Here is a 26,955-nt window from a genome sequence, read left to right as displayed (position 1 = left end):
GATGTCCGATTCGATCAACGTGGAAGTCTGCTATGCCCTCCGCGAGCGCCAGGAGATCGTCCGCCTCAAGCTGCCCGCCGGCAGCACCGTGCAGCGGGCCATCGAGGCCTCCGGCCTGCTCCAGAAGCACCCCGAGATCGACATCGCCAAGACCAACAAGCTGGGCGTCTTCGCCAAGCTGGTCAAGGCCGACACCGTGCTGCGCGACCGCGACCGGGTCGAGATCTACCGTCCGCTGATCGCCGACCCGAAGGACGTGCGCCGCAAGCGGGCCGAGGAGGGCAAGGTCATGAAGAAGGGCGGCGGCCCCGCCGAGGACGCGGCCGGCTGACGTGGCGGGCCCGCGAGGGCCGGGCAGGGCACTCCGGCCCGGCGCCGGGCGGGGCCTATTTGCAGTTGCGGGCGAGGTAGCCGCGCAGGCGCTCGATCTCGGCTTCGTGCTCGGAGTCGTCGAGCACCACGCGCTCGCCGTTCTCGGCAAAGCGGGTGACCCGCTGGCCGTCCTGCATGGCCACCAGCTGCGCCCTGGCGTCGGAGCATTCCCGCTGGCGGGCGTCGGCCGTCGCGCGGTCGGCGGTGGCCTTTTCCTCGGCCTCCGCGGCGGCGGCCCGGCGTTTCTTGAAGGCGAGGTCCTTCTCGACGATCGAGGCGGGGCCCTGGCGGCCCTCGGAAGCCCCCGCGGTGGGTGCCAGCGGCGCCTTGCGCAGGGTGCGGGCCTGGGCTTCGGGGGGCGGAAGGTCGGAGTAATGCACCCGCCCGCTGGGGTCTTTCCAGCTGTATATTTCCTGGCCGAAGGCTGCCGTGGTGACGAGGGCCAGCACGACGGCCGGAAGTTTGTGCAACATTGAGTGCTCCATCAGGACAAAGCTTTTGCCGCAAGCCGGCTGGCTACGTATAATACGGATTTGATTCAAGGGATTAAAGCCATGCGAGTGATCCAGAAGGCGCTGACGTTTGACGACGTCCTTCTCATCCCCGCCCATTCGAGCGTTCTCCCGCGCGACGTCAGCCTTCAGACGAAACTCACGCGCAACATTACCCTGAATATTCCTCTGGTGTCCGCAGCCATGGACACCGTCACCGAAGCACGCCTCGCCATTGCGCTCGCGCAGGAAGGCGGGATCGGGATCGTTCACAAGAACCTGACCCCCCAGCAGCAGGCGGCCGAAGTGGCCAAGGTAAAACGCTTCGAATCGGGCATCCTCAAGGATCCGATCACCATCCCGCCGACCATGACGGTCCGCGAGGTGCTCACCCTGACCCGTACCCACAAGATCTCCGGCCTGCCGGTGGTCGATAACGGCAAGGTGATCGGCATCGTCACCAACCGTGACACCCGCTTCGAGACCAATCTCGACCAGCCCGTCTCGGCGATCATGACGCCCGAGTCGCGCCTGGTCACGGTGCGCGAAGGCGCCAGCCTCGAAGAAGGCCGCGCGCTGATGCACAAGCACCGCCTCGAGCGCGTGCTGGTGCTCAATGACGAAGGCGGCCTGGCCGGCCTCATCACCGTCAAGGACATGATGAAGTCCACCGAGCACCCGCTCGCCTCCAAGGACGGCCTCGGCCGCCTGCGCGTCGGTGCGGCGATCGGCGTCGGTGCCGGCACCGAGGAGCGCGCCGCGCTGCTGGCCGAGGCCGGCGTCGACGTGATCGTCGTCGATACCGCCCATGGCCACTCCCAGGGCGTGCTCGACCGCGTGAGCTGGGTCAAGAAGAACTTCCCGCAGGTCGAGGTCATCGGCGGCAACATCGCCACCGCCGCTGCCGCCAAGGCACTGGTGGATGCCGGCGCCGACGGCGTCAAGGTCGGCATCGGCCCCGGCTCGATCTGCACCACCCGCATCGTGGCGGGCGTCGGCGTGCCGCAGATCACCGCGGTCGACAATGTCGCCACCGCCCTCGAGGGCTCCGGTGTGCCGATGATCGCCGACGGCGGCATCCGCTACTCGGGCGACATCTCCAAGGCCATCGTCGCCGGTGCCAACGTGGTGATGCTGGGCGGCCTGTTCGCCGGTACCGAAGAGGCGCCGGGCGAGACCGTGCTGTTCCAGGGCCGTTCCTACAAGTCCTACCGCGGCATGGGTTCGCTGGGCGCGATGCAGCAGGGCGCCGCCGACCGTTACTTCCAGGAGAACGACGGCAATGTGGACAAGCTGGTGCCCGAAGGCATCGAAGGCCGCGTGCCCTACAAGGGCGCGGTGACGGCGGTGATCCACCAGCTTATGGGCGGCCTGCGCGCCTCCATGGGCTACGTGGGGTGTGCCACCATCGACGAGATGCGCACCCGCGCCGAGTTCGTCGAGATCACCTCGGCCGGCATCCGTGAATCCCACGTCCACGACGTGCAGATCACCAAGGAAGCACCCAACTACCACGTGGACTGAGCACCGTCCGCGCAGCACGGTATCCAAAGGCAGCCTGCGGGCTGCCTTTTTTATCGTGCGTGTCCGGCGGCTTGCCGGGGTATGGCCATGCCGGGCGATAATCGGTGTCCATATGCCGCTCCCTGTCCGAACTCCCCGATGCCCATGAATACCCAGCGAAGCGATGTTCCGCCGGCCGACGTGCCGGTGGTCGAAGTGAGCCGGCTGTGCCGCAGCGTGACGGCCGACGGCGGGCCCGTGCTGCACATCCTCGAAGATGTCTCGTTTTCCATCGCCCCCGGCGAGGCGGTGGCCATCGTCGGGGCCTCCGGCTCCGGCAAGTCGACCCTGCTCGGCCTGCTGGCCGGGCTGGATTCGCCGAGCGGTGGCACGGTCAAGATCCGCGGGCAGGATCTGTTCGCCCTCGACGAGGACGGCCGCGCGGCGCTGCGGGGCACCTGCCTGGGCTTCGTGTTCCAGTCCTTCCAGCTGCTCCCGGCGCTCACCGCCCTCGAGAACGTGATGCTGCCCCTGGAGCTCGCCGGCCGCAGCGACGCGCGCCGGGAGGCCGAAGCCTGGCTCGGGCGGGTCGGCCTGGCCGGCCGGCTGGCCCATTATCCGCGCCAGCTGTCGGGGGGCGAGCAGCAGCGGGTGGCGGTGGCGCGGGCTTTCGCGCCGCGGCCGGCGCTGGTGCTGGCCGACGAGCCGACCGGCAACCTCGACGTGGCCACCGGCGAGGCAGTGATCGAGCTGATGTTCTCACTGAACGCCGAGTCCGGCACCACCCTGGTGCTGGTGACCCACGACCACGCGCTGGCGGCCCGCTGCGGGCGCACCCTGCGGCTCGCCTCGGGGCGGCTGGTGGAAGCCTGAGCCCGGGACACGCGCAACAAAAAGGGCTGCCCGCGGGCAGCCCTTTTCGATGCAGCAAGGGGGGCGCGTCAGACGACGGCCTCCTGCTTTTCCTTCTTGGGCTGGATGAACTGCTCGCGGGACACGCCGAGCCACATCACCAGCGGGCTCGCCACCAGCACCGACGAGTAGATGCCGAAGCAGATGCCGATGGTCAGCGCCAGGGAGAAGTAGTACAGCGTCTCGCCACCGAACAGCAGCATCGACAGCACCATGATCTGGGTCGAGCCGTGGGTGATGATGGTGCGGCTGATGGTGCTGGTGATGGCGTGGTCGAGCACCTGCGGGGTGGTCAGGCCGCGCTTCTTCTTGAAGGTCTCGCGCACCCGGTCGAAGACCACCACCGATTCATTCACCGAGTAGCCCAGCACCGCCAGGGTGGCGGCCAGCACCGGCAGCGAGAATTCCCACTGGAACAGCGCGAAGAAGCCCAGGATGATGATCACGTCGTGGAGGTTGGCGATGATCGCCGACACCGCGAAGCGCCACTCGAAGCGCATCGCCAGATACACCACGATGCCGCCGATCACCAGCAGCAGCGCCATCGCGCCGTCGGAGGCGAGCTCCTTGCCGACCTGCGGGCCGACGAACTCGACCCGGCGCAGCTCGGGCTTGCCGCCCTCGAGGGCGTTGAGGCTGGCCATGACCTTGTCGCTGACCTTGCCGGTTTCCATGCCTTCCCGGTTGGGCAGGCGGATCAGCACGTCGCGGGAGCTGCCGAAGTTCTGCACCTGGGCGTCCTGGTAGCCTTCCTTGGCGAGGGCGTCGCGCAGCTTCTCGAGGGCCGGGGCCTCGGCGTAGCTGACTTCCATCAGCGTGCCGCCGGTGAACTCGACGCTGAAATGCAGCCCCTTGGTGGCCAGGAAGAACACCGCGAGCAGGAAGGTGACCAACGAAATCACGTTGAACACCAGCGCGTGCCGCATGAAGGGGATGTCTTTGTGGATCCGGAAGAATTCCATGATGAATGTCCGTTGTGTGCCGTTGCTGCCGCGCCTCAGAGGCCCGGCTTCCAGACCTGGCCGATGGCCAGCTTCTCGAGCTTGCGCTTCTTGCCGTAGATCAGGTTGACCAGGCCGCGGGAGACCAGGATCGCGCTGAACATCGAGGTGAGGATGCCGAGGCAGTGCACCACCGCAAAACCCCGCACCGGGCCGGAGCCGAATACCAGCAGGGCGATGCCGGCGATCAGGGTGGTGACGTTGGAGTCGAGGATGGTGTCGAAGGCGCGGTCGTAGCCGGTGGCGATCGCCGCCTGGGGGCTGGAGCCGTTGCGCAGCTCTTCACGGATGCGCTCGTTGATCAGCACGTTGGCGTCGATGGCCATGCCGAGGGTCAGCGCGATGGCCGCGATGCCCGGCAGGGTCAGGGTGGCCTGCAGCAGCGACAGCAGCGCCACCAGCAAGAGCAGGTTGGAGGCCAGCGCCACCACCGACACGAAGCCGAACAGCATGTAGTACGCGCACATGAAGATGGCGATGGCGATGAAGCCCCACATGGTGGAGTGGAAGCCCTTGGTGATGTTCTCGGCGCCGAGGCTGGGGCCGATGGTGCGCTCCTCGATGATCTCCATCGGCGCCGCCAGCGAGCCGGCCCGCAGCAGCAGGGCGGTGTCGGTGGCTTCCTCGGAGCTCATGCGGCCGGAGATCTGCACGCGGCCGCCGCCGATCTCGCTGCGGATCACCGGGGCGGTGACGACCTCGCCCTTGCCCTTCTCGATCAGCAGGATGGCCATCCGCTTGTTGATGTTCTCGCGGGTGATGTCCTTGAAGATGCGGGCGCCGGCGGCGTCGAGGGTGAGGTGGACCGCCGGCTCGTGGGTCTGGCCGTCGAAGCCCGGCTGGGCGTCGGTGAGGCGCTCGCCGGTGAGGACGACCTGCTTCTTGACCAGCAGCGGGTTGCCGCCGCGCTCGGAGTAGAGCTCGGTGCCCGGCGGGATGGTGCCCTGCAGCGCGCCTTCGAGGGCGCCCGGGGTGTCGTCCACCAGACGGATCTCGAGGGTCGCGGTGCGGCCGAGGATGTCCTTGGCCTTGGCCACGTCCTGGACGCCCGGGAGCTGCACGACGATGCGGTCGAGGCCCTGCTGCTGGATCACCGGCTCGGCCACGCCGAGTTCGTTGATCCGGTTGTGCAGGGTGCCGATGTTCTGGCGGAGGGCGAATTCCTGGATGGTCTTCTGGGCCAGCGGAGTGAGGGTGGCGGTGAGCTTGAAGTCGGCGCCGTCCTGGCCTTCGATGAGTTGCAGATCGTTGTTGCCGGCGCTGATCACGCTCTTCGCGCGGGCCTGGGTCTCGGCGTCGCGGAAGCGGATGACCACGCTGGCGCCTTCACGGCTGATGCCGGCGTGGCGGACGTTCTTGTCGCGCAGCAGGGTGCGCAGGTCGCCGGTGGTGGCGTCGAGGCGCTTGGTGACGGCGCCCTTCATGTCCACCTGGAGCAGGAAGTGCACGCCGCCGCGCAGGTCGAGGCCCAGGTACATGGGCAGCGCGTGGATGCTGGTGAGCCACTGGGGGCTGGCCGACAGCAGGTTGAGGGCGACCACGTAGGACGGGTCGGCGGCGTCCGGGTTGAAGGCCTTCTCGATGGCGTCCTTGGCCTTCAGCTGGGTGTCGGTGTCACGGAAGCGGGCGCGCACGCTGGTGAGGTCGGCGAACAGGCCGTCGTGCGGGATGCCGGCCGCCGCCAGGCTTTCCTCGACGCGCTTGAGGGCGGTCGTGGTGTCGAGCTTGAGCGTGGCCTTGCCGCTGGAGACCTGGACGGCGGGCACCTCCCCGTAGAAATTCGGCAGGGTGTAGATCAGGCCCCACAGCAGCACGAGGCCGATGAGGAGGTTTTTCCAGAGAGGGTAGCGGTTCATGGGTCGGGCGGAAAGGATGGGAAGCTACGTTGATGCTGTGCGGCCCGGCGGGCGGAGCGGGGCCCCGCCGCCTCCGGCGTTCAGATCGACTTGATGGTGCCCTTCGGCAGCACGGCGCCGATGGCCTGTTTCTGGACGATGATCTGGGTGTTCGCGGCGACTTCGACGGTGACGTAGGAGTCGCTCAGCGACACGACCTTGCCGACGATGCCGCCCTGGGTCAGCACCTCGTCGTTCTTCTGCAGGCCTTCGAGCAGGGCCTTGTGCTCCTTGGCGCGCTTCATCTGCGGGCGGATCATCAGGAAGTACAGCACGACGAACATGAAGATCAGCGGCAGCATGCCGGTGATGCTGGACATCGGATCCTGCGCGGCGGCCGGGGCGGCCTGGGCAAAGGCGTTGGAAATCAGCACATTGAGCTCCTGAGGGGAGGTGAAAAACCCCGGAGTATAACAGCAGCCGCGGATGGCCTTCCGTGCGCGGGGGCTGGGGGCGCGCCCGGGGCGGGCAGCGGCGCACAAAAAAAAGCGGCGTCTGCCTTGCGACAGACGCCGTCAAATCTCCACGAAGGAGAGGAGGGAGAAAAACACGGTTGGGCCGGCCCGGAGGCCGGCGGCGGCCTGAGGGTGTCAGGCGGCCTTGCTCATCTGGTTGCAGAAGCGCTGCCAGTTGGCAGAGATCGCGCTGACCATCTGCTCGGCGGCGAGCAGCGGCAGCAGGCCGAGGCGGCTCTGGCTGCGTACGAAGGTTTCGATCTGCGGTGCGCACAGGGTGCTGCGCTCGGCGTCGAGGAGTTCACGGAAGCGGGCTTCGGCCGCGCCCCAGAATTCGGAGGTGCCAACCCAGCCGGTGTCGGCGGTGGCTTCGCGGACGGCCTTGCGCCACAGCGCTTCGGCGCGCTCCAGCGACACACCGGCCTTGCGGGCCTGCCACGGTAAGAGTTTGGGCGATTTCATTGCTGTTGCTCCTGTTGGTCGCATCATTCAAGCGGGGACGCAGCTACGGCGACTTCGGCCGTATTGGTGCGATGCAATATGTGCACAAAATTTATTAACCTTATAAAACATAAGGTTAAAAACTGTTCCCCGGTTGTTTGTTGCATTGCACAATCAAAATTGTAGGCAACCGGATCAAGCTCCGCAAGCTGTCTTGCATTTTGTTTCGGGAATTTGATCACGGTGTGTTGGTTTGATGCTACAGAGTTCTGCTCTGCAGACCCGTATTTCGGGATCTGGATCTGTTTCGGCATCCATCGACGGGGGTGCCGGCCGTTGTTCCGGGCGGTACAATCCCGGGCTCAGCTGTACATTTATCTACTTCGCCCGCCCCATGTCCCAGCTCCTCGACAACCTCAACCCGGAACAGCTCGCCGCCGTGACGCTGGCGCCCCAGCATGCCCTGATCCTCGCCGGCGCCGGCTCGGGCAAGACGCGGGTGCTCACCACGCGGATCGCCTGGCTGATCCAGAACGGCTACTGCAGCCCCCAGGGCATCCTGGCGGTGACCTTCACCAACAAGGCCGCCAAGGAAATGCTCACGCGGCTGTCGGCGATGTTCCCGATCAACACCCGGGGGATGTGGATCGGCACCTTCCACGGCCTGTGCAACCGCTTCCTGCGGGCCCATCACCGCGACGCCGGCCTGCCCCAGCTGTTCCAGATCCTCGACTCGGGCGACCAGCTGGCCGCCATCAAGCGCCTGCTCAAAACCCTCAACATCGACGACGAGAAATTCCCGCCCCGGGAGCTGCAGCACTTCATCAACGCCCAGAAAGAGGCCGGCCTGAGGCCGGCGGCGGTCGATGCCTGGGACGACTACACCCGGCGCCGGGTCGAGCTTTACATCGAGTATGAGGCCCAATGCCAGCGCGAGGCAGTTGTGGATTTCCCCGAGCTTCTGCTCCGCAGCTACGAATTGCTCGAGCGCAACGAGCCGATCCGGCGGCATTACCAGGCCCGTTTCCGCCACATCCTGGTGGATGAGTTCCAGGACACCAACCGTCTGCAATACAAGTGGCTGTCGCTGCTGGCCGACGGCGGCAGCGAGGGCGGGGCGAGCCTGTTCTGCGTGGGTGACGACGACCAGTCGATCTACCGCTTCCGCGGCGCCGAGATCGGCAACATGATCGACTTCCAGAGGGACTTCCGGGTGCAGAGCGTGATCCGCCTGGAGCAGAACTACCGCTCCCACGGCAACATCCTCGACGCCGCCAACGCCCTGATCGGCCACAACACCAAGCGCCTCGGCAAGAGCCTGTGGACCGACCGCGGCCCCGGCGAGCCGATCCGCGTGTATGAGGCCTTCACCGACAGCGACGAGGCGCGCTGGATCGTCGAGGAGATCCAGTCCCTGGTGCGGGAGGGCACCAGCCGCGCCGACATCGCGCTGCTGTACCGCTCCAACGCCCAGTCGCGGGTGCTGGAGCACCAGCTGTTCTCCAGCGGGGTGCCCTACCGGGTGTATGGCGGCCTGCGCTTCTTCGAGCGCCAGGAGGTCAAGCACGCGCTGGCCTACCTGCGCCTGATCGCCAACCCCGACGACGACACCGCCTTCACGCGGGTGGTCAACTTCCCGACCCGCGGCATCGGCGCCCGCTCCCTCGAAGCCCTGCAAGACGCCGCGCGGGTCTGGAACACGCCGCTCTACCAGACCGTGCCGCACCTCTCCGGCAAGCCGGCGGCGGCCCTCGGCCAGTTCGTCGCCCTCATCGAGCGCCTGCGCCTCGAAACCCGGGATCTGCCCCTCCACGAGATGGTGGACCACGTCATCGAGATGTCCGGCCTGCGCGCCCACTACCAGCTCGAGAAGGAAGGCCAGGAGCGCCTCGAGAACCTCGACGAACTCCTCAACGCCGCCGCCAACTTCAGCGCCGAGGTGGGCGCCGGCCCGGCCCCGGGCGAGCCGGCCCCGGAGGCCGGCAGTGTGCTGGCCGAGTTCCTCGCCCATGCGTCGCTGGAGGCTGGCGACCACCAGGCCGACGCCGGCGCCGAGGCCGTCCAGCTGATGACCGTGCATGCGGCCAAGGGCCTGGAGTTCGACGTGGTCTTCCTGTCGGGCCTCGAGGAGGAGCTGTTCCCCCACGGCAACAGCACCCAGGAGGCCGACGGCCTGGAGGAAGAGCGTCGCCTGATGTACGTGGCGGTCACCCGTGCCCGCCAGCGGCTTTACCTCAGCTTCGCCCAGAGCCGCATGCTCCATGGCCAGGTGCGCTACAACCTGCGCTCGCGCTTCCTCGAGGAGATCCCCGAGCCGCTCACCAAGTGGCTGACTCCGCCCAACCCGCGGCGCAGCTACGTGTCCGAGCCTTCGCCGCGCCATTACAGCCAGGGCGCCGCCAAGCCCGCCGCGCCGTCGATGCCGCCGCCTCCGCCCCAGCGCTCGCGGGATCTCGGCGGCTTCGCGATCGGCCAGGCCGTCACCCACGCCCGCTTCGGCGACGGGGTCATCATCGCCGCCGAAGGCAGCGGTGGCGACGCCCGGGTGCAGGTAAAGTTTGCCGATGCGGGCGCGGGCAGCAAATGGCTGATGCTGGCGGTGGCCAAGCTGACACCGGCGTCCTGACCCACCGCCCACCCGCAACACCATAACAAACCGGAGGAGACACCATGAGCAACCAGCAACGCTTCTATATAGACGGCCAGTGGGTGGAGCCCGCCGTCCCGGCTTTCCGCGACGTGATCAACCCGGCCACCGAGGCGCCCGCCGGCCGCATCGCGATGGGCGCCGCCGCCGACGTGGAGCGGGCCGTCGCGGCGGCGCGGGCGGCCTTCCCGGCCTTCGCCGCAACCACCCGCGAGGAGCGCCTCGAGCTCTTCGTGCGCATCGGCGAGGCCTATAAAAAGCGCTACGACGACATGGCCCAGGCCATCTGCGCCGAGATGGGCGCGCCGCTGAAGGCGCTGGCGGGCAGCGGCCAGGCCGGCTCCGGGCTGTTCCATTTCCGCACCACGGCCAAGGCGTTGCAGGACTTCGTGTTCGAGAAGCCCCAGGGCAACACCCGCATCCTGCGCGAGCCCGTCGGCGTGTGCGGGCTGATCACCCCCTGGAACTGGCCGGCCAACCAGATGGCCTGCAAGGTGGCGCCGGCCCTCGCGGCGGGCTGCACGATGGTCCTCAAGCCCAGCGAGCTGGCGCCCCTGTCGGGCATCATCCTGGCCGAGATCCTCCACGAGGCCGGCGTGCCGGCGGGGGTCTTCAACCTCGTCAATGGCGACGGTGCGGGGGTTGGCGCGCCGCTCACCACCCACCCCGAGGTGGACATGCTGTCCTTCACCGGCTCCACCCGCGCCGGCCAGCTGGTGATGCGGGCCGCCGCCGAGGGCATCAAGAAGGTGGCCCTCGAGCTCGGCGGCAAGTCGGCCAACATCATCCTCGACGACGCCGACTTCCCGCGCGCCGTCACCCAGGGCGTCACCACCCTGATGCTCAACAGCGGTCAGAACTGCAACGCGCCGTCGCGGATGCTGGTGCCCGCCCACCGGCTCGACGAGGTCGAGGCCCTGGCCGTGGCGGCCCTCGGCAAAGTCCGCATTGGCGACCCGCTCGACGCGGCCACCACCATGGGGCCGCTGGCCAATGGCGCCCAGTTCGAGCGGGTGCAACGCCTCATCGAGGCCGGCATCGCCGAGGGGGCCAAGCTGCTGACGGGCGGAGCGGGGCGGCCGGAGGGCATCGCCCGCGGCTTCTTCGTGCGGCCGACCATCTTCAGCCGGGTGAGCAACACCATGACCATCGCCCGCGAGGAGATCTTCGGGCCGGTGCTGTCGATCCTGCCCTACCGCGACGAGGACGAGGCGGTGGCGATCGCCAACGACACGCCCTACGGCCTGTCGGGCTACGTGAGCGCCGGCGACCCGGCCCGCGCCCGCGCGGTGGCCCGCCGCCTGCGCACCGGCAACGTGCACATCAACGGTGCGCCGATCGACATGGCGGCGCCCTTCGGCGGCTACAAGCAGTCCGGCCTCGGCCGCGAGTGGGGCGCCTGGGGCATCGAGGAGTTCCTCGAGGTGAAGGCCATGCTCGGCTACGGCGAGGGCGACTGAGGCGTCCATGCTGACTGTCGCCCTGGTCTGCCTGGCCCTGCTGGTGCTGACCACGATCATCCACTACGAGGCCCTGCGCGGTCTCGCGGTCTGGCTGCCGGATTCGCGGATCCGCCCGCGGGCCCGGCTGATCGTCGTGATCCTGGTCACCTTTGCCGCCCACCTGCTCGAGATCGGCCTGTACGCCCTGGCGATCTACGGGCTGGTGCGCTTCGACGGGCTGGGCACGCTGGGCGACGCCGGCCGCTTCTCCCTCGATGTGTCGCTGTATTTCTCGGCCGAAACCTACACCTCCCTCGGCTACGGCGACGTGGTGCCGGGCGGGGCGCTGCGCCTGCTGGCCGGCGTCGAGGCCCTCAACGGGCTGCTCCTGATCGGCTGGTCGGCGTCCTACACCTACATCGCGATGGAGCGCTTCTGGAGCAACGACAGCAAGTAGGGGAGCACGATGCGCGTACTGGTGGTGGAAGACGACCTGACCCTGGCGGCCGGGCTGGTGGAGGCGCTGGAGCGGGAGGGTTTCCGGGTCGATCACCTGGGGGCGGCCGAGCCCGCGGAGGGCGCGTTCGGCCTCACGGCCTACGACCTCGCCATCGTCGATATCGGCCTGCCCGGCATGGACGGCCTGGAGCTGATCCGCCGGGTGCGCCGGCGCGGCACCTTGACGCCCATCCTGATCCTCACCGCCCGTGACGCCCTCGACGACCGGGTGGGGGGCCTCGACGCGGGCGGCGACGACTACCTGCTGAAGCCCTTCCTGCTGCCCGAGCTGCTGGCCCGGGTGCGGGCGCTGATCCGCCGCAGCCGGGCGGCGGCCAGCCTGATGCTGCAGGTCGGCGAGCTGGCGCTGGACGTCCAGGCCCACCGCGCCACGCTGCTCGGCGAGGCGCTGGAGCTCACCGGGCGCGAATGGAATGTGCTGGAGCAACTGGCCCTCGCGGTGCCGCGGGTGGTCGCCAAGCAGAAGCTCGCCGACAGCCTCAGCCAGTGGGACAAGGAGATCACCCCCAACGCTGTCGAGATCTACGTCTCCCGGCTGCGCGCCAAGCTGGCCGGCAGCCGCGTGGGCATCCGCACGGTGCGGGGCATCGGCTACCGGCTCGAGGCGGGCGATGCCGCTGCAGGCTAGGGCGCACACCCTGCGCCGGCGCCTGGTGGCGCTGATCTCGTGGCCGCTGCTGGTGCTGCTGGGCCTGAGCATGTTCGCCGACTACCGCTCGGCGGTGAGCATCGCCGACGAGGCCTACGACAGTGCCCTGAGCGGCACGGTGGTGGCGCTGGTGACGCGCCTCGAGCGGGACGACGACGATCTCGACATCGAGGTGGACCTCCCCCCCGCCGCCGACGAGATCCTCCGCTCAGACACTCTCGACAAGGTGCAGTACGTGGTCTTCGATGATCAGGCCAAGGTGCTCGCCGGCGACCCGGAACTCCTGCAGCTGCCCCGTCCCCGGCGCCCCAACCATGCCGAGCTGGGCGATGCGGAGCTGGGCGGTCGGCGTGTCCGCACCGCCGCCTACCGCTACGAGAGCCCGGGCCTGGTGGCGACGGCGATCGTCGCCGAGACCACCTTCAAGCGCAGCCACGCCGCCCGGCGCATCCTGATCACCATCTTCTGGCCCAACCTGCTGCTGATCGCAGCCGCGCTGCTGCTGGTGTATTTCGGCGTGCGGGTGGCCCTCGAGCCCCTCGACGCGCTGGGCGACACCATCGCCGGGCGCGGGGCCGACGACTTCGGCCCGCTGGCCGAGGACGAGGTGCCCGGCGAGGCGCGGCCGCTGGTGCGCGCCATCAACAGGCTGATGGCCCACCTGGGCCGGGCCAGCCACGCCCAGCAGGTGTTCCTGTCGAACGCCGCCCACCAGTTGCGCACGCCCCTGGCCGGCCTGCAGACCCAGCTCGACCTGGCCGCCGACACCCTGCCCCCCGAGGCCCGCCCGCGCCTCGAGCGGCTGCGGCAGTCGGTGCGCCGGCTGGCCCACTTCACCCACCAGATGCTGGCGCTGGCGCGCTCGTCGTCGGAGGGGGCGCTGATTCACGAGAACGGCCCGGTCGACCTCGCCGGGCTGCTCGAGGAGACCGCCTCGGAGCTCCTCGACGCGGCCCTGGCCAGGGGCGTCGACCTGGGCTTCGACAGCGCGCCGGCGAGCCTCGTCGGGTCGCGCTGGATGCTCCGCGAGATGCTCGCCAACCTGGTCGACAACGCGATCACCTACACCCCGGCGGGCGGCCACGTGACGGTGCGTTGCGGCAGCGTCGAGGGTGTCGCCTTCATCGAGGTCGAGGACGACGGGCCGGGCATTCCGGAGGCCGAGCGCGACAAGGTCTTCGAGCGTTTCTACCGGGTCGTCGGCACCGCGGCGGAGGGGAGCGGTCTGGGGCTCGCCATCGTCCGCGAGGTGGCGGTCCGCCACGGCGCCCAGGTCATCATCGGCAGCGGGCCGGGGGGCGCCGGCACATGCGTGCGGGTGTCCTTCCCGCCCCGGGGCGGGGCCCCGTCCCGCGACCGGGACGCGGCTGTCAGGTAATTGAAGGGTCGCGGGCCCTAAGTTCGGCGGCATTCCATCGTGTGGATGCCTGCCATGAACTCGCCTTCCGTCTTTTCGAGCGCCTTTCCCGGCCCCCGCCGGCCGGCCGCGCTGATCTTCCTGCACTGGCTGACCCTGCTGCTGATCGCCGCGGTGGTTGGCCTCGTCCTCGTGCGGGAGGGCGTCGACGAGAAGGCCCTGCGCACCACCCTCATCAACCTGCACCGCAGCCTCGGCCTGTGCGTGGCGCTGCTCGCCCTGGCGCGCCTCGCCGTGCGGCTCGCCAGGCGCCCGTTGCCGCCCACCGCCGCGGCCTCGCCGCTGGAGCACTTCGTGGCGATGGCCGTGCATCTGGCGCTGTATGTGCTCATGTTCGCGCTGCCGCTGATCGGCTGGGCGCTGTCGAGCGCCAACGGCAAGCCGGTGTCCTTCTTCGGCCTGGTCACGCTGCCGCCGCTGGTCGAGCAGGACGAGGACCTCGGCGACGCCTTCGCCGAGTACCACGAGGGCGCCGCCTGGCTCCTCCTCGGCCTCGTCGGCGCCCACGCGGCGGCGGCCCTGGCCCACCACTTCATCAAGCGTGACGACGTGCTGCGGGCAATGCTGCCGGCCTGGCTGGCCGGCCCTCGCCGCTGAGCCCGGGCGCGTTGGCCCCGATTGTCGTTTTTCCCTGAAAAATCCTTGAGAGGACCACCATGAAACCGCTCATCTCCGGACGGAGATTCCCCCTGTCCGCCCTCCGCGCCGCCGGCACCACGCTGCTGGCCGCCCTCGGCCTGCTCGCCGCCGCGCCGGCCGCCCACGCCGTGCCCAGCTTCGCCCGCCAGACCGGCGCCGACTGCGCCGCCTGCCACGTGGGCGCCTTCGGCCCGCAGCTGACGCCCTACGGCATCAAGTTCAAGCTCGGCGGCTACACCGAGACCGACGGCAAGGACGGCAAGGTGCCCTTGTCGGCGATGCTGGTCGGCTCCTACACCCAGACGAAGAAGAACCAGGCCGATCGCCCGGCCGACACCGCCAGCGTCAACAAGAACCTGGCCTTCGACGAGGCCTCGCTGTTCCTGGCCGGCCGCCTGTCCGAGAAGATCGGCGCCTTCATCCAGGCCACCTACGACGGCGTCGGCCGCAGCACCGCCCTCGACCAGGTGGACATCCGCGCCGCCCACACCTTCGACCTGGCCGGCAAGGAGACCATCGTCGGCCTGTCCCTCAACAACAACCCCGGCGTGCAGGACCCCTTCAACACCATGCCGGTGTGGGGTTTCCCGTACACCGCGTCGGCGCTGGCCTTCGGGATGGGCGGCGCGGGCACGATGATCAATGGTGGCCTCGAGCAGCGCGTCACCGGCCTCTCCGCCTACACGTTCTGGAACAACCTGCTGTACGCCGAAGTGGGCACCTACCGCAGCCTGTCGCCGACGATGCAGAGCAAGTTCGGCCTGGGCCGCGCCGACGACATCGGGCGCCTCGGCGGCGGCACTGTTTACTGGCGTCTGGCGGCCTTCCAGGACCTGAAGAAGCAGGCCTTCAACGTCGGTGTGTTCGGGCTCAACACCTCGCTGCAGCCGGACCGCAGCGCGCCGGAGCGCAACAAGTTCAATGACCTCGGCGTCGATGCGTCGTACCAGTTCCTCGGCACGCGCAAGCACGTGGCCACCGTGAACACCAGCTTCATCCGCGAGCGCCAGACCCGCGACGCCTGGCTCGCCGCCGGCGACGCCGACAACCGCAAGGGCCACCTCAACGAGTTCAAGCTCAACGGCTCCTACCATTACGACCAGACCTGGGGCGCCACCGTCGGCCGCTTCCTGACCTCCGGCACCGCCGACGGCAGCCTCTACGCCTCCGGCAACGGCGACGCCAGCTTTGCCAAGGGCTCGCCCAACAGCTCCGGCTACATCCTGCAGGCCGACTGGACGCCGTGGGGCAAGGAGGCTTCGTGGGGTGCTCCGTGGGCCAACCTGCGCCTGGGCGCCCAGTACACGATGTTCACCAAGTTCAATGGCGCCAAGACCAACTACGACGGCAACGGCCGCGACGCCAAGGACAACAACACCCTGTTCCTGTTCGGCTGGGTCTCGTTCTGACGGAGCATGGAGATGAAGACGATGCAGCGGGTCTCGCTGGTGTTCGGCCTCTTCGCCGTGCTGGCGGCCAGCCATCCGGCCCGGGCCGCTGATGTGGCGAAGGGCGGCGACGTGTTCGCCGAAGAGTGCGCCGAGTGCCACAGCGTGCGCGAGGGCAAGAACAAGAAGGGGCCGTCGATGTTCGGCGTCGTCGGCCGCAAGGCCGCGGCGGTGCCCGACGCGGTGTATTCCGACGCCCTCAAGGGCAGCGGCCTCACCTGGACGCCGGACAAGCTCGACGCCTACCTGGCCGCGCCCAAGAAGTTCGTGCCCGGCGGCAAGATGAAGTACGACGGCCTCGCCGGCACCGCCGAGCGGGCCAACCTGCTGGCCTACCTCGCCACGCTGCGTTGAGCATGCGGGGCTGAAGTGCGCCCAGGTTGCCCGTTGGCAGCCCGGCGCACCGGGAGGGTGGAGCGGCCCGGCGGCTCAGGCTGCCGGCTGCTGCGCCCGCCCCGCAGCGAGCAGGAACAGCATGCCGAGGCCCATCACCCCGGCGGCGACCACCAGGGCCCCGTCGTAGCTGCCGGTGGTGGTGGCGATGTAGCATCGCCGCCACGGCCAGCCCCGACACCACGATGCCCAGGCCGATGCCGGCGAAGTGCAGGCCCAGCTCGGGCCGGTGGCCGTGGCGCATCAGCCAGTTGAGCACCAGCCCCGAGGCAGTCAGCAGCCCGGCGGTGCTCGACACCCCGGACACGAAGCGCAGCGCCACCCACAGGTAAATGTCGTCGGTGAGGCCCATCGCGCCGGTGCTCAGCAGCGCCAGCACCAGCCCGATCCGGTACCGCTGGAACTTGCGGCCCAGGGGTCGCTGATCGTCGCGGCGAGCAGGGCGCCGCTGATGTAGCCGGCGTAGTTGAAGGTCGCCAGCCAGCCGCCGGCCAGCGCGGTGAGCCCCGCCTCGGCCTGCATCACCGGCAGCAGCGGGGTGTAGGCGAAGCGGGCGAGGCCGACGGTGAGGATGAGGGCGCCGATGCCGGCCAGGATCACCCGCCAGCGGGCGCCCGGGCCCGCGCCGGAAGCGGCGGAAGGGGGCATGTTCTCGTCTCCAGAGGTTTATTGTTTTTCTGCCACGGACGGGCCGCACGGGCCCCGGCAATCTACTGCAAACCGCTCAAGTCCGAGCCGCCGGCGGACGTTACGACTGAAGTCACAAGGTGGAGCCGCCGTCGCGGCCCACGCCGCCATCCAACCCCTGCAGGAGGTGCAGCGATGACGCTCAAGGTGGATCTGCGCCAGGTGATCCATGCCCTGGCGGACGCCCTCGACCTGGTGGGCGTGGACGACGTGGCCCACGGCAAGCGGGTGGGCGTGATGGCCGCCGAGTGCGGGCGGGGCGCCGGTCTCCCGGCCGGGGAGGTGGCCTTTCTGTTCGAGCTCGGCATGCTCCACGACATCGGGGTGTCGTCCACCCGGGTGCATGGCCATCTGGTCGAGAGCTTCGACTGGAGCGGGGCCCAGACCCACTGCCAGGTGGGTTACGAGCGGATCACGGGGTTCGCCCCCCTCGAGGCGATGGCGCTGCCCATCCTCTACCACCACACCCGCTGGGACGTGCTCGAGAAGCTCCCGCTGGCCGAGGACTGCAAGCGCCAGGCCAACCTGATCTACCTGGTCGATCGGGTCGATGCCCTCGCCGCGCCCCATTACGGCGACAAGGCCCTGCTGTTGTTCACCGAAGAGGTCCGCGCCCGCATCGCGGAGCACGCCGGCAGCTACTTTGCGCCGGAGTTGGTCGGGCACTTTCTCGACGCCTCCCGCGCGGAGGCCTTCTGGCTGATGCTGGAGCCCCGTTCCCTCGCGGCGCTGCGGCCCGACGCCACGGCCGGCGACGCCACCTTCGCGGCCCGGGGCGACGAGCTGCGCCGGCTCGGCGAGATCTTCGCCACCATCGTCGACGCCAAGAGCCCGTTCACCGCCGAGCACTCCCTGGGCGTCGCCCGGCTGGCCCGCTATCTGGGCGAAGGGCTGGGCTTCGATGCCGACCACTGCGACCGGCTCGAGATCGCCGCGCTGCTCCACGACCTCGGCAAGCTGCGGGTGCCGGACGAGGTGCTCGACAAGCCGGGCCGGCTCGACGCCCGCGAGCGCAAGATCATCAACGCCCACAGCTTCGAGACCTTCCGGATCCTGCGCGGCATCAAAGGCTTCGAGGAGATCGCCCTGTGGGCCGCCTGCCACCACGAGGAGCCCGACGGCAGCGGCTACCCCTTCCACCTCGATGCCGCCGCGACGCCCCTGGAGGCCCGCATCCTGCGCGTCGCCGACATCTTTCAGGCGATGGTGCAGGCGCGCCCCTACCGGGCGGGCATGGATGACGCGGCGGTGGCCCGCTTCATGGCCGGCCTGGTGGCGGACGGCCGCTGCGAGGCCGATCTGGTGGACGCACTGCTCGCCGACCTACCCGAGGCCCGGCGCCAGGCTTGCCCCGGCGCGGCGCCGCTCCCCGCGGCCGCGTAGCCGAAGCCGCCTTCAGAAGGCCCCGATCGCCAGCCCGGTAGCGAAGGCCGCGCCGAGCTCCTCGCCCCGGGCCAGTTCGGCCTCCGGCACCACCTTGGGGGCGAGGATCGCCTCCGGGGTCTGGGCGTGGGGGCACACGATCAGCGGCGGGGCGATCTCGCGCAGGCGCCAGCCGGTGGCGATGCGGGCGAGCTGCCGGGCGGCGTTGCTGCCGTCGCTGCCCGCGCACACCAGGGCCGCGTAGGGGCGGCCGTTGAGGCGGTCGAGGGCCGCGTAGTAGCTGCGGTCGAAGAAATCCTTCATCAGCCCCGCGATGGCGGCGAGGTTTTCCGGCGTCGCGAACACATAGCCGTCGGCGGCCAGCAGGTCGTCGGGCCCGGCGTCCCGGGCGTGCACCAGGCGGGGGGCGACGGCGGGCTCCTGGGCCGCGCCGCGCAGCACCGCGCGGCTCATCTGCTCGGTCGAGCCGGTCCACGAGTGATACACGACGAGAAGCGTGCGGCGGGGGCTGTCCATGTCCGCAAACTTAGCACGTCGGCCGGCCGGCGGGTTGCGCCCCGCCGGCCGGGTAAACGTGTTGCAGCACGGAAAATCCCCGCCGCGGCGGCGCCAACGCTTGCGATAGGTCAAATTCCGGCCCGTTGACGTGGTCGTATGATGGATTCCGTTGTTGCAGTGCACACACCCGTCAGATACGGGTGCCATCATCAAGAAAACGTGCAATCGGAGCGCCCCTGGCCGGGGTCTGCACCTGCCGCTCCCGATTCCAGCAAGCACAGCCCGGGCCCCGCCAGCCCGCGGCGAAGCTGCGGACAGTCCCAGCAGGGGGTTCCAATGACGACGTATCTCAATCTCGACGGCAACGAAGCCGCCGCCCGGATGGCCTACCTCGGCAGCGAGGTGATCGCCATCTATCCGATCACGCCCTCGTCCAACATGGGCGAATGGGCCGACGAATGGGCCGCCCAGGGCAAACCCAACCTGTGGGGCGTGGTCCCGAAGATCATCGAGATGCAGTCCGAAGGCGGCGCCGCCGGCGCCCTGCACGGGGCGCTCACCTCGGGGGCGCTGGGCACCAGCTTCACCGCCAGCCAGGGCCTGCTGCTGTTCGTGCCCAACCTCTACAAGATGGCCGGCGAGCTGACGCCCTTCGTGCTCCACGTGGCGGCGCGGGCGCTGGCCACCCACGCGCTGTCGATCTTTGGCGACCACTCCGACGTGATGGCCTGCCGCGCCACCGGCTGCGCGCTGCTGGCCAGCAACTCGGTGCAGGAGGCCCAGGACATGGCGCTGATCGCCCAGGCCGCCACCCTGGCCGGGCGCATCCCGGTGATCCACTTCTTCGACGGCTTCCGCACCTCCCACGAGGTCGCCAAGATCGTCGCCGTCGAGCCTGACACCGTGCGCGCGATGATCGACGACACGCTGGTGGCTGCCCACCGCGCCCGCGCCCTGTCGCCCGAGCACCCGGTGCTGCGCGGCACGGCCCAGAACCCGGACGTGTTCTTCCAGTCGCGGGAGCGCAGCAACCCCTATTACGACGCCTTCCCGGCCCTCGTGCAGGAGGCCATGGACCGCTTCGGCGCGCTTACCGGCCGCCACTATCGGCTCTTCGACTACGTCGGCGCCCCCGACGCCGAGCGGGTGATCGTGGTGATGGGCTCCGCCGCCGAGACCGTCGAGGAGACCGTCGAGCACCTCTGCGCCCGCGGTGAGAAGGTCGGCCTGCTCAAGCTGCGCCTGTTTCGCCCGTTTGCCGGCGAGGCGTTGCTGGCGGCGATCCCCGCCAGCGCCAAGGCCATCGCCGTGCTCGACCGCTGCAAGGAGCCCGGCGCCGACGGCGAGCCCCTCTACAAGGACGTGCTGACGGCCTTCGCCGAGGCCGCCGCCGACGGCCGCCGCGCGATGCCGCGCATCACCGGCGGGCGCTACGGCCTCGCCAGCAAGGAGTTCACGCCGGGCATGGTGAAGGCCGTGTTCGACGAGCTCCTCGCTGACCGCCCGAAGCGCGGCTTCACGGTGGGCATCGTGGACGACATCACCCACCTGTCGCTGCCCTGGGACGCCGATTTCCGCAGCGACGCCTCGCGGGCGCTGCAGCACGCGGTGTTCTGGGGCCTCGGCGCCGACGGCACGGTGTCGGCCAACAAGAACTCGATCAAGATCGTCGGTGAATCCACCCCGCTGCAGGCCCAGGGCTACTTCGTGTATGACTCGAAGAAGTCGGGGGCCGTCACGGTGTCACACCTGCGCTTCGGCGAGGCGCCGATCCGCTCCAGCTACCTGGTGGAGGAGGGCATGGCCGGCTTCGTGGCCTGTCACCAGACGGTGTTCGTCGAGCGCTACGACCTGCTCGCCCATGCGGCGCCGGGCGGGGTCTTCCTGCTCAACACGCCGGAGCCCGCCGACCGCGTGTGGGCCAGCCTGCCTGCCTCCATGCAGGCCGGCATCCGCGAACGCGGCCTCAAGCTGTGGGTGATCGACGCCTACCGGGTGGCCCAGGACGCGGGCATGGGGCGGCGCATCAACACCATCATGCAGACCTGCTTCTTCGCCATCTCGGGCATCCTGTCCCGCGACGAGGCGATCGCCGCGATCAAGAAGGCCGTCGACAAGACATACGGCCGCAAGAGCAAGCGCCTGGCCGACCTCAACCACCGCGCCATCGAGATGACCCTCGCCAACCTCCACGAGGCGGTGGTCGGTGAAGCCGCCGGCGCGGCGCCGATCCAGCTGAACCCGGACGCCGGCCTGCCCGCGTTCGTGCGCGACTTCACCCTGCCGATCTACCGCGGCGAGGGCAACCGCCTGCCGGTCTCGGCGATGCCGGTGGATGGCAGCTTCCCGACCGGCACCGCCAGGTTCGAGAAGCGCAACATCGCGCTGGAGATTCCCGAGTGGGTCGAAGACCTGTGCACCCAGTGCGGCAAGTGCGTGTTCGTCTGCCCCCACTCGGCGATCCGCGCCCGCGCCTTCCCGGCCGACGCGGTGGCCGAGGCGCCGCTCACCTTCAAGCACGTGCCCGCCAAGAGCAAGGATTTCCCGGCCGGCACCCGCATCAGCTACCAGGTGGCGCCCGAAGACTGCACCGGCTGCGGCGACTGCGTCGAGGCCTGCCCGATCCACGACAAGAGCAACGTCAGCCGCCGCGCCGTCAACATGATCCCGCTGGCGCCGGTGCGCGAGCAGGAGCGCGACAACTTCGAGTTCTTCCTCAAGCTGCCCGACTTCGACCGCAGCCTGCTCAAGCACGGCACCATCCCCGGCGCGATGCTCCTCGACCCGCTGTTCGAGTTCTCGGGCGCCTGCGCCGGCTGCGGCGAGACGCCTTACATCCGCCTCGCCACCCAGCTCTTCGGCGACCGCATGCTGGTGGCCAACGCCACCGGCTGCTCGTCGATCTACGGCGCCAACCTGCCGTCCACGCCCTACACCGTGAATGGGGCCGGCCGCGGCCCCGCCTGGTCGAATTCGCTGTTCGAGGACAACGCCGAGTTTGGCCTGGGCATGCGCCTCGCCGCCGACCAGCTGATGCTCTACGCCCAGACCCTGGTCAAGGAGATGGCCGGCGAGATCGGCGGCGACCTCGCCACCGCGCTGGTCGATGCCGACCAGCGCGTCGAGACCGGCATCCGCGCCCAGCGCGAGCGGGTTGCGCTGCTGCTGGACAAGCTCGCTGCCAGCCGTCATCCGCGGGCGAAGGAGCTCGCGTCGCTGGCCGAGTGGCTGATCCGTCGCTCGGTGTGGATCATCGGCGGGGACGGCTGGGCCTACGACATCGGCTACGGCGGCCTCGACCACGTGCTGGCCCTGTCCTACGACGTGAACATCCTGGTCCTCGACACCGAGGTGTATTCCAACACCGGCGGCCAGACCTCCAAGGCCACCCCGGTGGGCGCGGTGGCCAAGTTCTCGGCGGGTGGCAAGACCACCGCCAAGAAAGACCTGGCCCGCATCGCCTCCGACTACGGCCACGTGTATGTGGCGACGGTGGCCTACGGCGCCAAGGACGTGCACACCCTCAAGGCCTTCCACGAGGCCGAGAGCCACGACGGCCCGTCGCTGATCGTCGCCTACAGCCCGTGCATCGCCCACGGTGTCGACATGCTCTACAACCAGCGTCAGCAGGAGATGGCGGTCAAGTCGGGCCACTGGCCGCTGTTCCGTTTCGACCCGCGCCTGGAGGCCGCCGGCGGCAACCCCTTCAAGCTCGATTCGGCCCCGCCGAGCCAGCCGATCAAGAACTTCATGGACAGCGAGACCCGCTTCGCGATGCTCGCCCGCAGCCACCCCGAGGCCGCCGAGCGCCTCGCCGCCGCCGCCCAGGAAGAGGCCGACCGGCGCTTCAAGGCCTATCAAGCGCTCGCCGCCGCCCACGCCGACACCCCGAAAGCAGGAGCCTGACATGATCGACCTCTCCACCGAATACCTGGGGCTCAAGCTCAAGAACCCGCTGGTGCCCTCATCCTCGCCGCTCTCCAAGCAGCTCGACACCGCCCTGCGCCTCGAGGACGCCGGCGCCGCGGCTCTGGTGCTGCACTCCCTCTACGAGGAAGAACTGATCGCCGAGGACGCGATGGCCGACCGCTTCCTGCTCCACGCCGAGCTGCAGGACGGCGAGGCCACCGGCTTTCTGCCCGACCACGGCAGCTACGAGGGCGCCCTCGACCGCTACCTCGAACACCTGCGCCGCCTCAAGGCCCGCCTGGCGATCCCGGTGATCGCCAGCCTCAACGGCGTGACCCCGTCCGGTTGGGTGGACCTGGGCAAGGAGCTCGAAGAGGCCGGCGCCGACGCCCTCGAGCTCAACGTCTACCACGTGGCGGCCGACCCCTCCGAGAGCGGCGACGCCGTCGAGGCGCGCTACGTGGCGCTGCTGGCCGAGCTCAAGCGCGCGGTGAGTGTGCCCATCGTGATGAAGCTGCCGCCCTTCTTCTCGTCGCTGCCCCACTTCGTCAAGCGCCTGGAGGCCGTCGGCGCCGACGGGGTGTCGCTGTTCAACCGCTTCTTCCAGCCCGACATCGACCTCGACGGGCTGCAGATGGTCGAGCAGCTCCACCTCTCGTCCCCCGAGGAGGCGCTGCTGCGCATCCGCTGGATCGCCATCCTGCGCGCCCACACCCGCATGACCCTCGCCGCCACCGGCGGCGTGTATGGCGCCGACGACGCCCTCAAGCTGCTGCTGGCCGGCGCCGACGCGGTGCACCTGGCCTCGGCCCTGCTCGAACACGGCCCCGGCCGGCTCGCCCAGATCCTGCAGGACATGAAGAGCTGGATGATCGAGCGCGAGTACGAGTCGGTCGCCCAGCTGAAGGGCAGCATGTGCCAGACCAACCTCCGCGACGCCAGCCTGCTGGCCCGCCAGAGCTACATCCGGGTGCTCGACAGCTTCACCCCGCGGCCGGGGGTGTGGCGCTGAGGCAGGCTTCCGGGCGGCCGGCTAGAATGCCGGCCTCCCGTCACGCAGCAGGATCATCCCATGCAAGCCAAGCCCCGCATCGCCCTCGTCACCGGCGCCGAGATGGCCAAGCCCGACCCGGAAACCCATTACCTCGTCGCGGCGCTGGCGCAGCTCGGCGTGGCCGCCGACATCGTGCCCTGGGACGCGCCCGTCGACTGGGCCGCCTGGCCGCTGGTGGTGGTGCGCACCCCCTGGGACTACTTCCGGCGCCTGCCCGAGTTCCTGGCCTGGGCCGAGCGCACCCGCCGCCTGGCCCGCTTCGTCAATCCCTATGAGGTGATCGACTGGAACAGCCACAAGCAGTACTTGCGCGGGCTGGCCGAGGCCGGCATCGCCACGGTGCCGACCCTGTGGCTGGACCACGGCTGCGGTGACGCCCGCGCCCGGCTGGCCGCCCGCGGCTGGGGCGAGGTGGTGGTGAAGCCGGCGGTGTCGATCGGCGCCATCGGCGCGCTGCGGGCGGCGGCCCTTGACCCGGCCTGTCTTGAGCACCTCGACCGGCTGGTGGCGGAGGGGGATGTGATGGTGCAGCCCTTCGTGGCCAGCGTCGCCGAGGCCGGCGAGGTGTCGCTGGTGTATTTCGGCGGACGCTTCTCCCACGCCATCCGCAAGCAGCCCGCCCCGGGGGATTTCCGGGTGCAGGACATGTATGGCGGCACGGTGCATCCCCACCAGCCCACCGCGGCCGAACTGGCCGTCGCCGACGCGGTGCTCGCCCGCACCCCGGCACCGACCACCTACGCGCGCATCGACCTGGTGGAGTTCGACGGCGCCCCGGCGCTGATGGAAGCCGAGCTGATCGAGCCGGAGCTCTTCCTCGGCGCGACGCCCGAGGCGGCGACGAATTTCGCGCGGGTGTTGGCGGGGATGGTTTGACCCCGGAGGGGGGGCTGCCCGGCGTGGTGGATGGGTTGCTCGTGATCGCTGATGGGGGGATCAGCCGCCTGTCTTGCGTTTAGCCTTGCGTTGGCCGGGGCGCGATTCCGTGGCAGGTTGCTTGAGGGGCGGTGATCGAGACTGGGGGCTTTCCGTTGTTTGGCCTCCATCCGCGAGCAGCAGGCATCCTCGGTCAGACCCGCTCCGTCCTCACTCCAACCCTGGTGAGCCGTGGTCAGTGGGCCGGCTGGCCGAGGCGGCGCTGGAGTGCGTCGAGGTTGCGCCGCACCTGGGTGTTGCCGGGCATGAGTTCGGCGGCGCGGCGCAGTTCGGCCAGGGCGTCGTCCCATTGTCGCAGCTCGCCGGCCAGCAGGCCGAGGGCGAGGTGGAGTTCGCCCGGCTGGGCCGAGGTGGCGAGGCCGTCCCGCAGCAGTTGCCGGGCTTCGGTGTGCTGGCGGCTGGCCACCAGGAAGCGGGCGAAGGCGAGGCGGGGAGCGTTGCTCACCGGGTCCTGGGCGACGGCGCGGTGGAAGTGGGTCTGCGCCCGGGCCGGGTCGCCGGTCTCGGCGTGGAGCAGGGCCAGGTTGACCTGGGCGCCGGGCATGTCGGCCATGGCCTGCTGGGCGGCGATGAATTCGGCCAGGCCCTGGCGGCGCAGCGGGCGGCGGTCGGGCGGCAGGGCGTCGTCGGGGAGATCGGCGAGGCCACGGGCGGCGCTGATCCGCACCGCGCGCAGTGGGTCGGCGAGGAGCGGGACGAGGCGGGCGAGGCGCTCGGCCGGCGGGCGGGCGGCGAGGCCGATCGCGGCGCTGGCGCGGACCGCCGGGTCGGGGTCGGTGAAGGCCGCGGCGGGAATGCTCCCGCCCAGGGCGGCCAGGGCTTCGACGGCGCTGGCGCGGACGATGGCCGGCTGGGCCGGGTCGGCGATCAGCGCGGCGAGCGCGCGGGGCGCGCCCGGCTGGCCCAGGTGGCCGGCGGCCAGGGCGTCGCCGTAGTGCGCGGTGGGCGGGCGCGGGCCGTGGTGCTTCTCGATGGCGGCGCTGGCCCAGTCGGCGGAGCGGTCGGCGTGGCAGCTGCGGCAGGCGTCGGGGCTGCCGAGCCGGGCGCTCAGCGCGGGCTGCGGAATGCGGATGGCGTGGTCGCGGCGGCCGTGCACCACCATGTAGTCGCGGCTCGGCATGTGGCAGTCCACGCACTGGCTGCCGGGCTGGCCGGGCGGGTGGAAGTGGTGGGCCGGGCTGTCGTAGTCCTTCGCCTTGAGGCCGGCGAAGCGTGGGTTGGCTGCTGAGTTGTGGCACTGCAGGCACAGCCCGTTGCCGCGGGCGCGCAGCTTGCCGCCGTGGGGTTCGTGGCAGTCGGTGCAGGCCACGCCGGCCTGGTACATGCGGCTCTGGCGGTAGGAGCCGTATTCGAAGACTTCGTCCTTCTGCTGGCCGTCGGCAAAGTAGAGCCCGGGCCGCAGGTTGTCGGGCAGGTAGTTGTCGAGGAAGGGCGTGCCGGGAGCGGCGTCTTCCACCAGCCGGGTGCGCCGGGCATGGCAGCTGGCGCACTGATCGGCCTGGTCGTGGGCGCGGCCGAGCAGCCGGTTGGGGGTGAGGGCGGGCGTCGTTGCGGCCGTGCGGGCGCTGCTGGCATGGGCCTCGCCGGGGCCGTGGCAGGCCTGGCAGCCCACGTGGCCGGTGGCCCAGCGGGTGCGGTAGGTGTCGCGGGCGTCGTCGTAGCCCTTGCGGAACGCGGTGGTGTGGCACTCACCGCACATCAGGTTCCAGTTCTGGTAGCGGCCGGTCCAGTGGAGCGGCGAGCCGGCTGGCGGCGGGTCGTCGCCGAGCAGCGAGAACCAGCGGCGGCGCACCGTATCCCAGGCGACGCCGAGGGCCTGCAGGCGGCCGCCGGGCTGGGGGATGAGGTATTGCTGCAGCGGGTGGATGCCGAAGGCGTGGCTCACCGGGAAGTCGGCGGGCCGGCCGTCGGCGCCGTCGGTGCGCACGATGAAGCGTTCCAGCTGGCGGGTGAAGCGGGCGGTCTGCTTCGGGCTGTCGAAGCGGGTGTCGTCGAAGTCGGCCTGCACGCTGGAGGGGCTGGCCGGGGCCATCGCGTGGCGGTGTTTGGAGCCTTCGAAGGCGGCCGCCTGCCGGGGGTGGCAGGCGGCGCATTCGGTGTCGGCAATGTAGCCGGGCCGCGCCTCGCCCTGGGGCTGCCCGGCGCGGGCCGTGCCGATGGCCGTGGCGAGGGCCACGACCGCCGTCAGCCAGGGCAGTGCAAGCAGGGCGCGGAGGCGCATCGCTCGGCCGGGGCGGGTTGGGTCAGGGCTGGGCGCGGGGCTC

General features: G+C 70.0%; 23 protein-coding genes and 1 pseudogene. 15 read left to right on the top strand and 9 right to left on the bottom strand.

What is annotated here, in order from left to right; genetic code table 11:
- The first annotated feature begins 1 nt into the window (after position 1).
- Positions 2-331: an RnfH family protein gene (locus tag ACE3OU_RS02505; protein WP_374239952.1), complete on the top strand. Its 330-nt coding sequence runs from the start codon at positions 2-4 to the stop codon at positions 329-331.
- Positions 332-386: 55 nt separating this feature from the next.
- Here the strand turns inward: ACE3OU_RS02505 and ACE3OU_RS02500 are convergent, their stop codons facing one another.
- A complete protein-coding gene (locus ACE3OU_RS02500; protein ID WP_374239951.1) occupies positions 387-845 on the bottom strand; it encodes a DUF4124 domain-containing protein in 459 nt (152 codons plus the stop codon).
- Positions 846-926: 81 nt separating this feature from the next.
- Here ACE3OU_RS02500 and guaB point away from each other — a divergent pair, with 81 nt between their 5' ends.
- Positions 927-2,387 (top strand): IMP dehydrogenase, encoded by a 1,461-nt coding sequence (guaB, locus tag ACE3OU_RS02495; RefSeq protein ID WP_374239950.1) that lies wholly within the window; start codon positions 927-929, stop codon positions 2,385-2,387.
- 144 nt (positions 2,388-2,531) lie between these two features.
- The gene (locus tag ACE3OU_RS02490; RefSeq protein WP_374239949.1) at positions 2,532-3,239 is read left to right on the top strand and encodes an ABC transporter ATP-binding protein; all 708 of its coding nucleotides are present in this window, start codon (positions 2,532-2,534) and stop codon (positions 3,237-3,239) included.
- Positions 3,240-3,307: 68 nt separating this feature from the next.
- On the opposite strand, the gene secF is transcribed toward ACE3OU_RS02490, so the two are convergent.
- The 4 genes from secF to ACE3OU_RS02470 all read right to left on the bottom strand — a co-directional run bounded on the left by secF (position 3,308) and on the right by ACE3OU_RS02470 (position 7,091).
- On the bottom strand, positions 3,308-4,240 hold the full coding sequence (gene secF / locus ACE3OU_RS02485) for a protein translocase subunit SecF (RefSeq protein WP_374239948.1): 933 nt from the start codon (positions 4,238-4,240) through the stop codon (positions 3,308-3,310).
- 35 nt (positions 4,241-4,275) lie between these two features.
- Positions 4,276-6,135 carry a protein translocase subunit SecD gene (secD, locus tag ACE3OU_RS02480; RefSeq protein WP_374239947.1) on the bottom strand — a complete coding sequence of 620 codons (1,860 nt, stop codon included), beginning with the start codon at positions 6,133-6,135 and terminating at the stop codon, positions 4,276-4,278.
- 80 nt (positions 6,136-6,215) lie between these two features.
- The gene (gene yajC, locus ACE3OU_RS02475; RefSeq protein ID WP_374239946.1) at positions 6,216-6,548 is read right to left on the bottom strand and encodes a preprotein translocase subunit YajC; all 333 of its coding nucleotides are present in this window, start codon (positions 6,546-6,548) and stop codon (positions 6,216-6,218) included.
- Between the two features lie 216 nt (positions 6,549-6,764).
- Positions 6,765-7,091 (bottom strand): hypothetical protein, encoded by a 327-nt coding sequence (locus ACE3OU_RS02470; protein WP_374239945.1) that lies wholly within the window; start codon positions 7,089-7,091, stop codon positions 6,765-6,767.
- A 373-nt stretch (positions 7,092-7,464) separates the two neighbouring features.
- Here ACE3OU_RS02470 and ACE3OU_RS02465 point away from each other — a divergent pair, with 373 nt between their 5' ends.
- From ACE3OU_RS02465 to ACE3OU_RS02430, 8 genes are read left to right on the top strand one after another with little or no spacing between them, the layout of a single operon-like run.
- Complete coding sequence (locus ACE3OU_RS02465) at positions 7,465-9,696, top strand: UvrD-helicase domain-containing protein (protein WP_374239944.1); 2,232 nt, start codon at positions 7,465-7,467, stop codon at positions 9,694-9,696.
- A 44-nt stretch (positions 9,697-9,740) separates the two neighbouring features.
- Positions 9,741-11,177 carry an aldehyde dehydrogenase family protein gene (locus ACE3OU_RS02460; protein ID WP_374239943.1) on the top strand — a complete coding sequence of 479 codons (1,437 nt, stop codon included), beginning with the start codon at positions 9,741-9,743 and terminating at the stop codon, positions 11,175-11,177.
- Positions 11,178-11,184: 7 nt separating this feature from the next.
- Complete coding sequence (locus tag ACE3OU_RS02455) at positions 11,185-11,616, top strand: potassium channel family protein (RefSeq protein ID WP_374239942.1); 432 nt, start codon at positions 11,185-11,187, stop codon at positions 11,614-11,616.
- A 9-nt stretch (positions 11,617-11,625) separates the two neighbouring features.
- Positions 11,626-12,306, top strand: coding sequence for a response regulator (locus ACE3OU_RS02450; protein WP_374239941.1), 681 nt, complete (start codon positions 11,626-11,628; stop codon positions 12,304-12,306).
- A complete protein-coding gene (locus ACE3OU_RS02445; RefSeq protein WP_374239940.1) occupies positions 12,290-13,705 on the top strand; it encodes a sensor histidine kinase in 1,416 nt (471 codons plus the stop codon). The genes ACE3OU_RS02450 and ACE3OU_RS02445 overlap by 17 nt, the downstream gene beginning before the upstream one ends.
- Positions 13,706-13,759: 54 nt before the next feature.
- Positions 13,760-14,341 carry a cytochrome b gene (locus ACE3OU_RS02440; RefSeq protein ID WP_374239939.1) on the top strand — a complete coding sequence of 194 codons (582 nt, stop codon included), beginning with the start codon at positions 13,760-13,762 and terminating at the stop codon, positions 14,339-14,341.
- A 59-nt stretch (positions 14,342-14,400) separates the two neighbouring features.
- The gene (locus ACE3OU_RS02435; RefSeq protein WP_374239938.1) at positions 14,401-15,792 is read left to right on the top strand and encodes a cytochrome C; all 1,392 of its coding nucleotides are present in this window, start codon (positions 14,401-14,403) and stop codon (positions 15,790-15,792) included.
- 12 nt (positions 15,793-15,804) lie between these two features.
- Positions 15,805-16,185, top strand: coding sequence for a cytochrome c family protein (locus tag ACE3OU_RS02430; protein ID WP_374239937.1), 381 nt, complete (start codon positions 15,805-15,807; stop codon positions 16,183-16,185).
- 241 nt (positions 16,186-16,426) lie between these two features.
- Here ACE3OU_RS02430 and ACE3OU_RS02425 read toward each other — a convergent pair.
- Together ACE3OU_RS02425 and ACE3OU_RS02420 are read right to left on the bottom strand one after the other, a co-directional pair.
- Positions 16,427-16,576, bottom strand: a pseudogene (locus ACE3OU_RS02425) (MFS transporter); the annotation flags it as partial.
- A gap of 11 nt (positions 16,577-16,587) precedes the next feature.
- Positions 16,588-16,872, bottom strand: coding sequence for a YbfB/YjiJ family MFS transporter (locus ACE3OU_RS02420; RefSeq protein ID WP_374239936.1), 285 nt, complete (start codon positions 16,870-16,872; stop codon positions 16,588-16,590).
- A gap of 174 nt (positions 16,873-17,046) precedes the next feature.
- Here ACE3OU_RS02420 and ACE3OU_RS02415 point away from each other — a divergent pair, with 174 nt between their 5' ends.
- Complete coding sequence (locus ACE3OU_RS02415; protein WP_374239935.1) at positions 17,047-18,294, top strand: HD-GYP domain-containing protein; 1,248 nt, start codon at positions 17,047-17,049, stop codon at positions 18,292-18,294.
- Between the two features lie 12 nt (positions 18,295-18,306).
- Here the strand turns inward: ACE3OU_RS02415 and ACE3OU_RS02410 are convergent, their stop codons facing one another.
- Complete coding sequence (locus ACE3OU_RS02410) at positions 18,307-18,810, bottom strand: flavodoxin family protein (RefSeq protein WP_374239934.1); 504 nt, start codon at positions 18,808-18,810, stop codon at positions 18,307-18,309.
- 318 nt (positions 18,811-19,128) lie between these two features.
- Here ACE3OU_RS02410 and nifJ point away from each other — a divergent pair, with 318 nt between their 5' ends.
- Genes nifJ through ACE3OU_RS02395 form a run of 3 tightly spaced genes read left to right on the top strand, consistent with a single transcriptional unit; the run spans position 19,129 to position 24,631 of the window.
- A complete protein-coding gene (nifJ, locus tag ACE3OU_RS02405; protein ID WP_374239933.1) occupies positions 19,129-22,698 on the top strand; it encodes a pyruvate:ferredoxin (flavodoxin) oxidoreductase in 3,570 nt (1,189 codons plus the stop codon).
- Between the two features lies 1 nt (position 22,699).
- Positions 22,700-23,713 (top strand): dihydroorotate dehydrogenase-like protein, encoded by a 1,014-nt coding sequence (locus tag ACE3OU_RS02400; protein ID WP_374239932.1) that lies wholly within the window; start codon positions 22,700-22,702, stop codon positions 23,711-23,713.
- Between the two features lie 60 nt (positions 23,714-23,773).
- A complete protein-coding gene (locus ACE3OU_RS02395; protein ID WP_374239931.1) occupies positions 23,774-24,631 on the top strand; it encodes a RimK family alpha-L-glutamate ligase in 858 nt (285 codons plus the stop codon).
- Positions 24,632-24,866: 235 nt separating this feature from the next.
- Here ACE3OU_RS02395 and ACE3OU_RS02390 read toward each other — a convergent pair whose 3' ends face one another.
- Positions 24,867-26,912 carry a tetratricopeptide repeat protein gene (locus ACE3OU_RS02390; protein ID WP_374239930.1) on the bottom strand — a complete coding sequence of 682 codons (2,046 nt, stop codon included), beginning with the start codon at positions 26,910-26,912 and terminating at the stop codon, positions 24,867-24,869.
- Positions 26,913-26,955: the final 43 nt, after the last annotated feature.

Source organism: Zoogloea sp., assembly GCF_041908905.1.
GTDB lineage: Bacteria > Pseudomonadota > Gammaproteobacteria > Burkholderiales > Rhodocyclaceae > Zoogloea.
The sequence above is the reverse complement of the archived record's forward strand: the minus strand, read 5'-3'. Positions and strand labels throughout refer to the sequence as shown.

Coding starts and splice junctions, on each gene's coding strand:
- ACE3OU_RS02505 (WP_374239952.1), top strand. CDS start 2: ATGTCCGATTCGATCAACGTGGAAGTCTGCTATGCCCTCCGCGAGCGC.
- ACE3OU_RS02500 (WP_374239951.1), bottom strand. CDS start 845: ATGTTGCACAAACTTCCGGCCGTCGTGCTGGCCCTCGTCACCACGGCA.
- guaB (WP_374239950.1), top strand. CDS start 927: ATGCGAGTGATCCAGAAGGCGCTGACGTTTGACGACGTCCTTCTCATC.
- ACE3OU_RS02490 (WP_374239949.1), top strand. CDS start 2,532: ATGAATACCCAGCGAAGCGATGTTCCGCCGGCCGACGTGCCGGTGGTC.
- secF (WP_374239948.1), bottom strand. CDS start 4,240: ATGGAATTCTTCCGGATCCACAAAGACATCCCCTTCATGCGGCACGCG.
- secD (WP_374239947.1), bottom strand. CDS start 6,135: ATGAACCGCTACCCTCTCTGGAAAAACCTCCTCATCGGCCTCGTGCTG.
- ACE3OU_RS02470 (WP_374239945.1), bottom strand. CDS start 7,091: ATGAAATCGCCCAAACTCTTACCGTGGCAGGCCCGCAAGGCCGGTGTG.
- ACE3OU_RS02465 (WP_374239944.1), top strand. CDS start 7,465: ATGTCCCAGCTCCTCGACAACCTCAACCCGGAACAGCTCGCCGCCGTG.
- ACE3OU_RS02460 (WP_374239943.1), top strand. CDS start 9,741: ATGAGCAACCAGCAACGCTTCTATATAGACGGCCAGTGGGTGGAGCCC.
- ACE3OU_RS02455 (WP_374239942.1), top strand. CDS start 11,185: ATGCTGACTGTCGCCCTGGTCTGCCTGGCCCTGCTGGTGCTGACCACG.
- ACE3OU_RS02450 (WP_374239941.1), top strand. CDS start 11,626: ATGCGCGTACTGGTGGTGGAAGACGACCTGACCCTGGCGGCCGGGCTG.
- ACE3OU_RS02445 (WP_374239940.1), top strand. CDS start 12,290: ATGCCGCTGCAGGCTAGGGCGCACACCCTGCGCCGGCGCCTGGTGGCG.
- ACE3OU_RS02440 (WP_374239939.1), top strand. CDS start 13,760: ATGAACTCGCCTTCCGTCTTTTCGAGCGCCTTTCCCGGCCCCCGCCGG.
- ACE3OU_RS02435 (WP_374239938.1), top strand. CDS start 14,401: ATGAAACCGCTCATCTCCGGACGGAGATTCCCCCTGTCCGCCCTCCGC.
- ACE3OU_RS02430 (WP_374239937.1), top strand. CDS start 15,805: ATGAAGACGATGCAGCGGGTCTCGCTGGTGTTCGGCCTCTTCGCCGTG.
- ACE3OU_RS02420 (WP_374239936.1), bottom strand. CDS start 16,872: ATGCCCCCTTCCGCCGCTTCCGGCGCGGGCCCGGGCGCCCGCTGGCGG.
- ACE3OU_RS02415 (WP_374239935.1), top strand. CDS start 17,047: ATGACGCTCAAGGTGGATCTGCGCCAGGTGATCCATGCCCTGGCGGAC.
- ACE3OU_RS02410 (WP_374239934.1), bottom strand. CDS start 18,810: ATGGACAGCCCCCGCCGCACGCTTCTCGTCGTGTATCACTCGTGGACC.
- nifJ (WP_374239933.1), top strand. CDS start 19,129: ATGACGACGTATCTCAATCTCGACGGCAACGAAGCCGCCGCCCGGATG.
- ACE3OU_RS02400 (WP_374239932.1), top strand. CDS start 22,700: ATGATCGACCTCTCCACCGAATACCTGGGGCTCAAGCTCAAGAACCCG.
- ACE3OU_RS02395 (WP_374239931.1), top strand. CDS start 23,774: ATGCAAGCCAAGCCCCGCATCGCCCTCGTCACCGGCGCCGAGATGGCC.
- ACE3OU_RS02390 (WP_374239930.1), bottom strand. CDS start 26,912: ATGCGCCTCCGCGCCCTGCTTGCACTGCCCTGGCTGACGGCGGTCGTG.